Raw genomic sequence first — 9,563 nt, 5'->3', positions numbered from 1 at the left:
GCCAAGCAGTTGCGCCTGAAGCGGAAGAAGGGCCGGTTGCAGCAGGAGCCGCCCGCCACACCTTGGCGCGGCAGATCGGCCGCGCGCAAGCCTCAAGCAGCATCGGCGCCTTTGGTGTTTTCGCAGGCCATCGCCTGTCCGCAAACGACCGGCGACATGATGCTCGAAATCACCGTCAGGATCGGCGTTCCGCCGGTCCGGCGCCGCATCGAGATGGAGATCAATGACGGTGGCGAGCATATTGCCCGCCTGCGCGCCATGGCCATCAGCCGGTCCGGCAGGGAACGCGTGCTGCATTTTCGCGGTAAGGTGACTCTCGACGGCGCCCGAGTTGCCTTGACGCTCGAGGCGCGACCATCGCGACAGTTTCGCGAGTGGAACGACGCGGCCACGGTGGCCGCCTATGGCGCCTTGCCTTTCCAGTTGCTGTCGGCGGATTTCTCACCGGTCGGCTGAACAGCGAATATCCATGCGGCAATTATCGGGGTTCCGGGGCGATTAGCCTCAAGGACGGGAAATAGGTCCGGTAGCGGCCGACATCACGGGTCAGAAGCGGAAGCTTGGCGACGGCGGCATGTGCGCCGATGAAGAAGTCAGGCAAGACGCCGGTCCTCGATCCTCCTGATCGGCGGTATTGCGTGAATACCTTTCCAGCAAGGAAAAGGGCGGCTCTTGGCATCGGAGCCATTTCGAGACCGGCCGCATCCAGAAATGCCTCAAGATCCTCGATTCTGATGTAGCGAACGGCAAGTTCTGCATAGACCGCATCATTGATCAACAATGGCCCATCGAGGCTTGCCGCCTCGAGTTGCGCGATCGACCAGCCCGCCCAATTGGGATCGTCCGTAACAAGGTCGAGCAGAACGTTGGTGTCGACGAACGTCACGCTCCGCCACGCGTCAGCGCCATGATAGCCTCGGTCGTGAGCCCCTCGCCGGCATGGCCGCGCAGATTGGCGAAGCGGCTCGCAGGCGGCTTTCTGTCAACCCGAGCCAACACCACGCTGCCATCGGCGGCGCGCCGGAAATCGACTCTGCTGCCCGGGACGATCCCCAGGAGGTCGCGGACGGGTTTGGGAATGGTCACTTGTCCCTTTGCCGTGACGGTGGTGGCCATCTTCACTCCTTGGTAATACCATATTCCGACAAGGTATTACCTCATCGGTCGATTTTCAAGGCTTGAAGCATCGTGTCTCGACCGAACCGCCAGAGTCCGTTCAAACTCCGTAGCGTTCGGTGCGAATGATTTCCGCTGCAACGCCGGCATCGATCAGCGCTTGGGCGGCCGCGGAAACGAAGGCGTTGGAGCCGCAGATGAAGGCGATGCCAGGCGGCTCCGGCAGCCGCGTCATGGCTTGAACCATCATCGCGACGTCTACCCGCCGCGCATAGTCGGCTGGACGGCGTGCGGCTTCGCGCGTCAGTGTCAGCATCAGGTCGAAGCCGTCCTGGCGTTCGTCGAGGGCGATCAACTCGTGACGAAAGATCACTTCGTCCCAGACCCGGACCGAAAAGACCAGGACGACGGGCACCGCTGAATTACGCGCGGCGCGGTGGCGGAGCATCGACATCAAGGGCACGACGCCCGAACCGCCGCCGACCAGAACAAGCGGTCCACTCTCATCCTCCGGCCAGACGAAATGCCCGCCAAGCGGCCCGCGCAGTTCGATTTCATCGCCCACTGCCGCGACCTCGTGGAAGAAGGGCGAGACCTCGCCATCGTCGAGTTTTTCGATCGCCAGTTCGATTGCGCCGCTCGTTTCGGGCGCGGAGGCGATGGAATAGGAGCGGCGCGCCTGATAGCCGTCCGGCGCCGTCAGCCTGACGTCGACATGCTGCCCGGCGCGATAGGCGAAGGGCCGAGAAGGCTGGAAAAAGAAGCTGGTGACACGCGGCGTGCGCTTTTCGATGCGGACGATGCCGGCTGTTTGCCAGGGCGACTGCACTGCCGCCGCATCGCTCATGGATCGTCCGTGTAGCGCTGCTCGCGCCATGGGTCGCCATAGATATGGTAGCCGCGCAATTCCCAGAAACCGGGCTCGTCTCGCGTGGTGAATTGCAGGCCGTTCAACCATTTGGCCGACTTCCAGAAATAAAGATGCGGCACCAGCAGCCTTGCCGGGCCGCCATGGTCCGGTGTGATCGGCTTGCCTTCGTAGAGCAGCGCCACCATGGCCTTGCCGGCGGTGAGGTCCTTGACCGGCACGTTGGTGGTGTAGCCGTCGAACGCGTGCGCCAGCATGAAGCCGGTCGGCGGCTCCACACCCGCATCGGCAAGGATATCGTCGACCAGCACGCCCTGCCACGGCGTGTCGAACTTGGTCCATGCTGTCACGCAATGGATATCGCGTGTCATCTTGGTCATCGGCAGCGCGTTGAACTCGGTCCAGTTCCATTTCTTGATCGGGCGTGGCCCATGTTTCAGCGTGAAAGACCAATCCTCGGTACGCACGCGCGGCGTCGGACCGGCCGACAGCACCGGGAAACCCTGTTCCAGATATTGGCCTGGCGGGATGCGGGCATCGCCATCGTCTGGCGGGCGCCGTCCTGAAGAGAAACCTCGGGTGACCATAGCGGCAATCCCCATGCAATCAGGCCACTATCGGCCTGACGCAATGTTCTCGAAGATGTCGTGACGGGCAACCTAAATCTTGCGGGGCGGAGACCGGCGGGACCGTCACCGATGGACCTGCCGGTCCCATGTTCACGTCAACGCCAGTTCTCAGCCACTGGCAAAAGGCACCGCGATGTACATTTGAGCGTCGCCACGCTCGACCAGCAAGAGCACCGATTTCCTGCCGGACTTGCCGGCCAAGGCGATCGCCTGCGTTACCTGCCTGGCATTCTTGACCGGCACCTGATTGACGGCAACGATGATGTCGCCGGCCTGAATTCCGGAAGCGGCGGCCGCTTTGTCGGGGTTGACGCTGGCAACCACCGCGCCGTGCTGCTTGCCGGCTAGGTTCATCTGCTGGCGAATGTCGGGCGTTATATCCATCAAACCGAGTCCTATCGCGGGAGCGCGCCCGGCGCTCGGCGCGTCGGACCCGTCGTCCAGCGACGCGGTCTTCGCATCGGCGCTGTTTTGGCCGACATCGACGGAAATCCGCATCGGCTTGCCCTTGCGCCAGACATCGACCGTTTCCCTGGCGCCCGGCGCGACATCGGCGACCGCCCGCGACAGGTCCTTGGGATCCTTCACGTCCTGCCCGGCAAAGCTGGTGATGACGTCACCCGTCTCGATGCCGGCCCTTGCCGCCGGCGAACCGTCGTTGACCTCTGAAACCAGCGCGCCGCCGGAATGGTCGAGCCCGATGGCGCTCGCGACATCCGGTGTCACCTCCTGGATCTGAACGCCGAGATAGCCGTACTGGATGGAGCCGCCCTTCATCAACTTGGCGACCACCTTCTGGGCCTGATCCGATGGAATGGCAAAGCCGACGCCGACGCTGCCGCCATTGGGTGAATAGATTGCCGTGTTGATGCCGACGACATTGCCGGCGATATCCACCAGCGGGCCACCGGAATTGCCGTGGTTGATCGGCGCGTCGATCTGGATGAAATCGTCGAACGGGCCGCTATGCAGGTCACGGCCGCGCGCCGAGACGATACCTGCCGTGACGGTGGTGCCGATGCCGAACGGGTTGCCGAAGGCCAGCACCTGGTCGCCTGGCATGAGCTTGTCGGAATCACCCCATTTGACGGTCGGCAGGGGTTTGTCCGACTTAATCTTGAGTACGGCGAGATCGTTCTTGGCATCGCGGCCGACAAGCTTGGCCGGAAGTTCGGTGCCGTCGTCGAGCGTCACCTTGATCGAAGAGGCACCATCGATGACGTGATTGTTGGTGACGACGGTGCCATCCGCGCCGACGATGAAGCCGGAACCCAGCGCCTCGGCGCGCTGCGGTTGCTGTTGTGGCGGCGTCTTGGGCGTCGGCATGCCCTGGTCACCGAAGAACTGGCGGAAATAGTCATCGAAGGGCGAGCCGCCGTCGAAAGGAGATGCATCGCTCATCGTTTCAGGTTGTGCCTTCATGACGGTGGTGACCGTCACCACCGCCGGCTTGTCGGCGGCAACGATGGGTGCGAACGAGCCATTGGGCGCGGTGATGCCGGCGACAGGCGTCTGGGTTGTCGGAATGGTGTTGCCCTCGCCTTGGGCGAAAGACATGACGAAGGGGGATATGATCAGCGCAGCGCCCAGCAAGGCCGCGACGCGATGCCTACGAAGGATATCTGACATGGTCGTTTGTCCGGGCGAGAGTTGATCCAGCGCCGTGGCCTCTCCCGTGCGGGGAAATCGGTCATCGGCGTGTCGAGGTCGCAATTGCCCGTCTCGCCTACATGGCAGCCAACCGGATCGACGGCCTTGCATCTAGGGCGCGGATTGGCCCGATTTAGGGTTTTAGGGCGACCTTACGAAGATTTAATATCCGCACGGCGGCAGGGCCGCAAAGTCGTCGGGCGGCACCTTGCTGTCTCGCTGGAGCCTCAGCCACCGGCGCTTCGCTCGAGATAGGCCGTGGCAATCTCGCGCATGCGCTTGCCGTCGAAGCTCGGTCCGTGTCCACCATGACCGATGCGGATCGGCAGGTCGAGCAGACGCCGCATCGTGCTGATATAGGCGGCTCGGTCGGAATCCGGCAGGTCGTCGATCAGCATGGCGTCGTAGATGGCATCGCCGCTGAAGAACAGGCCGTCGACCTCGTCGAACAGCGCGATCGAATCCGGTGAATGGCCCGGCAAATGCAGCACGCGAAATTGCCGGTCGCCAAGATCGACGACATCGCCCTCGTCCAGGGTTCGCGTCAACGGCGCGGGCGGGATCCTGTAGTCGGCCGACTTCCATCCAGGCGCCGGCGGTTTCGAGACGGCACCCTCGAGGTCATGAAACATGTAGGCGTAGGTCGCGGCCTCATCCATGGTCTCGAACCGAGCCGCGCTCATCCTTGGCCCTGCCCGCAACGGGAATTCATGCAGCGAGCCGACGTGGTCGAGATGGATGTGGGTGGCAACGACCAGCAGCGGCTTGCCCTCCGCCGTCTCGATCTGCGGCGCCAGCGGACAGATGCCCATGCCGGTGTCGACCAGCAAATCGGCATCGCGACCGCGCAGATGCCAGATATTGGCCCGAACATAGGCATGGACGAAGGGCTCGGTCAGCATCGTCGTCTTGTCGTCGACGACGCTCCTGCTGAACCAGTCGGGCATCACCTGTGAGCCTGACATCAAGTTTGAGCCGGGCATCAGACGAAGGGCTTCCCGACCTTGTACTTTTCCGGCACCAGCCGCTTGAGATAAGCCATGCCGGCATCCGACAGCTGATTGACATCGGGCTTCATGAAATCGTCCGGCATGTGGCGTGTCTTGCCGGCGACGTTCTTGAGCGGCACTTTCTTCAGCACCGTTCTGGTGCCGTCATATTGCAGCGCCACCGAGCCGCCGCCCTGTTCGGCGACCGTGACGGCGAAAGCGCCGGCATCGAACGCCTCCTGCGCGTCGACCGCGCTGATGGCGCCGATATAGCCGCGCGGCATGTAGCCGAGCGCATCGACGCGGGCCCGCTTGCCCGGCAGGCCTTCCGCCAACGCGCGCTCAAGTGCGGCCGGCAGGTCGCTGCCCGACAGCTTGACGTTGCCGTGCGCGTCGCGCTCAAGCTTGTCCGGCGGCACCAGGCTTTCGACCAGTGCCTTGCCGTCGGCGGTGCTGACCCCTTCCGAAACGGCGACGATGCAGCGCTTGTGGCGATCGAGCGTGGCGCGGACGTCGTCGATGAAGCCGGCGGCCGAGAATGGGCGCTCGGGCACGTAGACGAGGTGCGGGCCGCTGTCGGGGTCGAGCTGCCAGGCAGTGGCAGCCGCGGTCAGGAAGCCGGCATGCCGGCCCATGACGATGCCGACATAGATGCCGGGCAGCGCACGAAAATCGAGATCGACGGACAGGAAGGCGCCGGCGACGAACTCGGCCGCCGAAATGAAGCCCGGCGTGTGGTCGTTTTCCTCGAGATCATTGTCGATGGTTTTTGGCGCATGGACGAAGGCAATTGAGCCGCCGGCGGCATCGGTCAGGATCTGCTGGGTACCCGACGTGTCGTTGCCGCCGATATAGATGAAGGCGTCGGCGCCGGCCTTCTTCAGGCCGTTGAGGATGACATCGCAATAGGCGGCGTCGGGCTTGTCGCGGGTCGAGCCGAGGGCGGCGCTCGGCGTGCCGGCAATCAGCCGCAGCCGGTCCTCGGGGATGGCGGAAAGGTCGACATAATTGCCGTCACGGATGCCGCGCACACCATGGATTGAGCCCAGCACCTTGGCACCTGGATGCCGCTTGCGGATCTCCAGTGTCGCCCCGACAACCGTCTGGTTGATGACGGCGGTTGGGCCGCCGCCCTGCGCGATGACAAACGTTCCAGCCATGCTTGATTTCTCCCGGCGCGATGGTTTTCAAGGCACCTTGGCCTGTCTTGCTGCATCGCGCAACGGGAGTTTCGAGCGACGCCAACACGCCGCATAAGCGTCAGACGACGACGACCGGATTTTTCTTGGAGACGCGGCTGTAGAGGTCGATGATGTCCTGGTTGATCAGGCGCACGCAGCCCGACGACATCGCCTGGCCGATGCTCCACCATTCGGGCGAGCCGTGGATGCGATAGCCGGTGTCCTTGCCGTCCTGGTAGATGTAGAGGGCACGCGCGCCGAGCGGATTGGTGAGGCCGCCGGGCTGTCCGGCTTGCCACTTCACCAGTTCAGGCTTGCGGGCGATCATCTCCGGCGGCGGCGTCCAGGTCGGCCATTCCCTGCCGTACTGGATGTTGGCGCGGCCGGACCAGCGGAAACCATCCTTGCCGATGCCGACGCCGTAGCGAATGGCGTCGCCACCCGGCTGGACGAGATAGAGCATGCGCTCCTTGAGATGGACGACGATGGTGCCGGGCGCCTCGCCTGTCGTGTCGACGACGATCTGGCGGCGGAATTCCGGCTTGACCTTCAGATATGGCACTTCCGGCACGTTGAAGCCGCCGTCGGTCAGCCCGGCATACATGACGCCGGGGCTGGTGATGTTCTTGTCGACGCTGATGCTTGGCCGGATCGGCCGCACGGAACCCGTGGTGACGTCGTCGAGCTCGAGCGCCGGCAGACCCAAGCCCGAGGTCGAGCAACCGGCGGCGCTCAGCAGCGCGAGCGCCCCTGCCCCGGACAGGATGGCGCGGCGGGAAAGATGATGATCGGTTTCGATTGCGTCGCCATTTCGCGGCGGCGTCAGACCTTGCGGCAACTCACGCATATACCCAGACCCTACGCTGTCGGCGGGAAGCACGGTCCGGCCGGATAGCGGGCATTTTCATCATTCATGGTTGATAAAGCGTAAAGACGTTGCACAGCTTGCATTTGCGCATGGCCTTGACGATGTCCGACCTTCTTGCCTGGGCTTGAACGAAGGCTGCTGCACAAAAAGACCTCGGTCGGGTCATATTCCCGGCGCCGGCGTTTCCTACTCCTCAAACCATCAGCGAGGGGCCTCCATGTGCAAGATCTTAAAAACCGACATCAAGCTTTTTGCCGCTGCCATTGTCGCGGCGGCAACCGTTCTCGGTGCCAATGTCAGCCTGGCCGATATCGTGAGCACGCTGAGCGGCGCGAACTGACACCGATCTGCCGCTGGCGCAGTCAGGGAAATCGCCTCTTTACATTCTCCTGGGCCTAAGGATTTATCCTCTTCTTTAAGCTCAAGGGAGACGAGCATGTCCTTCGAAAACTGGGCCGCCTTCGCCGCCGCGTCGACGATCCTCCTCATCATTCCGGGTCCGACCATCCTTCTCGTCGTGTCCTACGCGCTGGGCCAGGGCTGGCGTACCGCTCTGCCGATGGCAATCGGCGTGGCGCTGGGCGACTTCACCGCGATGACCTTGTCGATGCTGGGTATCGGCGCGCTGCTGGCAGCTTCGGCTGGTGTCTTCACCATCCTGAAGCTGATCGGCGCCGGCTATCTGATCTATCTCGGCGTGAAACTGTTTCGCGCCGGCGGCGCGCTGAAAGCCGAACCGCGCACCGACGCGGTCTCCTCGGCCAAGATGATGGCGCACGCCTGGCTGGTCACCGCGCTCAACCCGAAAAGCATCACCTTCTTCGTCGCCTTTCTGCCGCAGTTCCTCGACCGGCACGCCGATTTCTGGACGCAGATGCTGATCTTCGAGACGACCTTCCTGGCGCTCGCCTTCGCCAATGCCTTTGGCTATGCGCTGATCGCCTCACGCGCACGCAACGTGGTGCGCAATCCCAAGGCGATCCGCATCTTCAACCGCACCGGCGGCACGCTGCTGGTCGGCGCCGGCATCGCCACGGTGGCGATGCGCTCCAGCAATTAGGCTCTCTGTCTGACCATGACCCCGAAACTGTTTTTCGGGATCATGGTCAGCCTTACCATTTGACGCTGAACCCCAGATTGCCTTCGAGGATCCGACGCTCGTCGCCGCCGAGATTGGTGGTGTAGTCGCCGGTGGCGAAGATGCTGACCTTGTCCGTCACCTTGGCGATCACACCGCCGCCGAACTCGAACGAGGTCGATCTGCCCTCGGTGGAGATATCGGTGGTGTCGAAATTGACATGGCTCGTGCCGCCGAAATCGTGCCAGATGTTGGCCTTGAGGTACGGCTGCAGCGCCATGCCATTGATCGTTGTTTCGCCTTGCAGCCGTGCGCCGAGCCGGCCGGTCACGTTGCCGTCGGTATCGAAGGAAACCGAAGCAAAGCGGTCCGATGCATCGTCGAGCGACAGTTGCTGCCAGACCAGTTGCGCCTGCGGTTCAAGCGTCCAGCCTTGCCCCAGCGCGATGGGATAGCCGCCTTCCAGCGAAGCGGTGACACCGGTCCCGCCGACGTCGATGCCGATGCCGCGCGACGATGTTGCGTCTCCGCCGAAGAAGGTGGCCATGAGGACGCCGTCCAGGTACCAGCCACCCTGACCGATCCGGGTCCAGTAGCCGCCGACGCTGGTGCCGTTGATATCCATGCTGCCGACGGACAGATTGTCCCAGCCCAGCGCCTGGCCGCGCACGTCGCCATTCATGCTGGCATAGGCGACGAACAGGCCGGCGCGATCGGTCTGGCCCGACGCGGTTTCGCGGCCGAACAGATCGAAGCCCGCCTGGAGGCCGAACAGGGTGCCGTCGAAGGACGGCGATACCGTTCCTGAATACGCCATCTTGCTGTCCTGGCCGAAGATGCGGCCCCAGACCGGCGACAGCTCGGTGTTCGACAACAGGCTCTGCTCGCCGCGCCGTTCGTGGAAGGTGCCGAGCGTCGTCATCGCCAGATGTTCGGCGACCGGGGGCAAGGCGGAATAGACCGGAACCTCGATGCGATAGAGCAGGATCTCCTCGCCCGCCGCCGGTGTCGGCAGGTCAGGCACATCCGTTGGCACAACCGGCGGCGGCGGGGGCGGATCCGCAACTGGTGCCGGCGGTGGTGCCGGCGGCGGCTCGGGCTCCGGATCGGCGGCCTGCACCGGCGGTGTCGGATCGACCGGCGGGTTGTTGATGTCGCCCTCGGTCGGAGGCGGCGTCGGCGGC

Annotated in this window: 11 protein-coding genes and 1 pseudogene (1 of these 12 cut by a window edge); 3 read left to right on the top strand and 9 right to left on the bottom strand. The window is 63.7% G+C overall.

All coding sequences use genetic code 11. The features are described 5' to 3' along the window. A pseudogene (locus EOC06_RS18400) lies at positions 1-456 on the top strand (hypothetical protein); the annotation flags it as partial. Between the two features lie 22 nt (positions 457-478). Here the strand turns inward: EOC06_RS18400 and EOC06_RS18395 are convergent. From EOC06_RS18395 to EOC06_RS18360, 8 genes are all read right to left on the bottom strand, one after another. Continuing rightward, complete coding sequence (locus EOC06_RS18395) at positions 479-886, bottom strand: type II toxin-antitoxin system VapC family toxin (protein ID WP_128308449.1); 408 nt, start codon at positions 884-886, stop codon at positions 479-481. Then, a complete protein-coding gene (locus EOC06_RS18390; protein WP_127267350.1) occupies positions 883-1,116 on the bottom strand; it encodes an AbrB/MazE/SpoVT family DNA-binding domain-containing protein in 234 nt (77 codons plus the stop codon). The genes EOC06_RS18395 and EOC06_RS18390 overlap by 4 nt, the downstream gene beginning before the upstream one ends. 100 nt (positions 1,117-1,216) lie before the next feature. After that, positions 1,217-1,963 (bottom strand): FAD-binding oxidoreductase, encoded by a 747-nt coding sequence (locus tag EOC06_RS18385; protein ID WP_128308448.1) that lies wholly within the window; start codon positions 1,961-1,963, stop codon positions 1,217-1,219. After that, complete coding sequence (locus EOC06_RS18380) at positions 1,960-2,571, bottom strand: sulfite oxidase-like oxidoreductase (RefSeq protein ID WP_128308447.1); 612 nt, start codon at positions 2,569-2,571, stop codon at positions 1,960-1,962. The genes EOC06_RS18385 and EOC06_RS18380 overlap by 4 nt, the downstream gene beginning before the upstream one ends. Positions 2,572-2,721: 150 nt before the next feature. After that, entirely contained in the window at positions 2,722-4,242 is a 1,521-nt protein-coding gene (locus EOC06_RS18375; protein WP_128308446.1) for a DegQ family serine endoprotease, read from the bottom strand. Positions 4,243-4,490: 248 nt separating this feature from the next. Beyond that, positions 4,491-5,210, bottom strand: coding sequence for an MBL fold metallo-hydrolase (locus EOC06_RS18370; protein WP_128308450.1), 720 nt, complete (start codon positions 5,208-5,210; stop codon positions 4,491-4,493). A gap of 35 nt (positions 5,211-5,245) precedes the next feature. Next, positions 5,246-6,412 (bottom strand): 6-phosphofructokinase, encoded by a 1,167-nt coding sequence (locus EOC06_RS18365; protein WP_128308445.1) that lies wholly within the window; start codon positions 6,410-6,412, stop codon positions 5,246-5,248. A 100-nt stretch (positions 6,413-6,512) separates the two neighbouring features. Continuing rightward, positions 6,513-7,280 (bottom strand): L,D-transpeptidase, encoded by a 768-nt coding sequence (locus EOC06_RS18360; protein WP_127322091.1) that lies wholly within the window; start codon positions 7,278-7,280, stop codon positions 6,513-6,515. A 238-nt stretch (positions 7,281-7,518) separates the two neighbouring features. Here EOC06_RS18360 and EOC06_RS44850 point away from each other — a divergent pair, with 238 nt between their 5' ends. Together EOC06_RS44850 and EOC06_RS18350 are read left to right on the top strand one after the other, a co-directional pair. Next, positions 7,519-7,641 carry a hypothetical protein gene (locus EOC06_RS44850; protein WP_127270199.1) on the top strand — a complete coding sequence of 41 codons (123 nt, stop codon included), beginning with the start codon at positions 7,519-7,521 and terminating at the stop codon, positions 7,639-7,641. A 96-nt stretch (positions 7,642-7,737) separates the two neighbouring features. Further along, positions 7,738-8,361 (top strand): LysE family translocator, encoded by a 624-nt coding sequence (locus EOC06_RS18350; RefSeq protein ID WP_127270197.1) that lies wholly within the window; start codon positions 7,738-7,740, stop codon positions 8,359-8,361. A 52-nt stretch (positions 8,362-8,413) separates the two neighbouring features. On the opposite strand, the gene EOC06_RS18345 is transcribed toward EOC06_RS18350, so the two are convergent. Next, a protein-coding gene (locus EOC06_RS18345; protein ID WP_128308444.1) for an autotransporter outer membrane beta-barrel domain-containing protein crosses the window boundary here: on the bottom strand, positions 8,414-9,563 show its 3' end. 1,655 nt of this gene lie beyond the right edge of the window; only the last 1,150 of its 2,805 coding nucleotides appear in the window; the start codon falls outside the window, past its right edge; it ends in the stop codon at positions 8,414-8,416.

Origin of the sequence: Mesorhizobium sp. M7A.F.Ca.MR.362.00.0.0 (assembly GCF_004023175.1) — a bacterium.
GTDB lineage: Bacteria > Pseudomonadota > Alphaproteobacteria > Rhizobiales > Rhizobiaceae > Mesorhizobium.
This window is presented reverse-complemented; position numbering and strand designations above follow the sequence as displayed.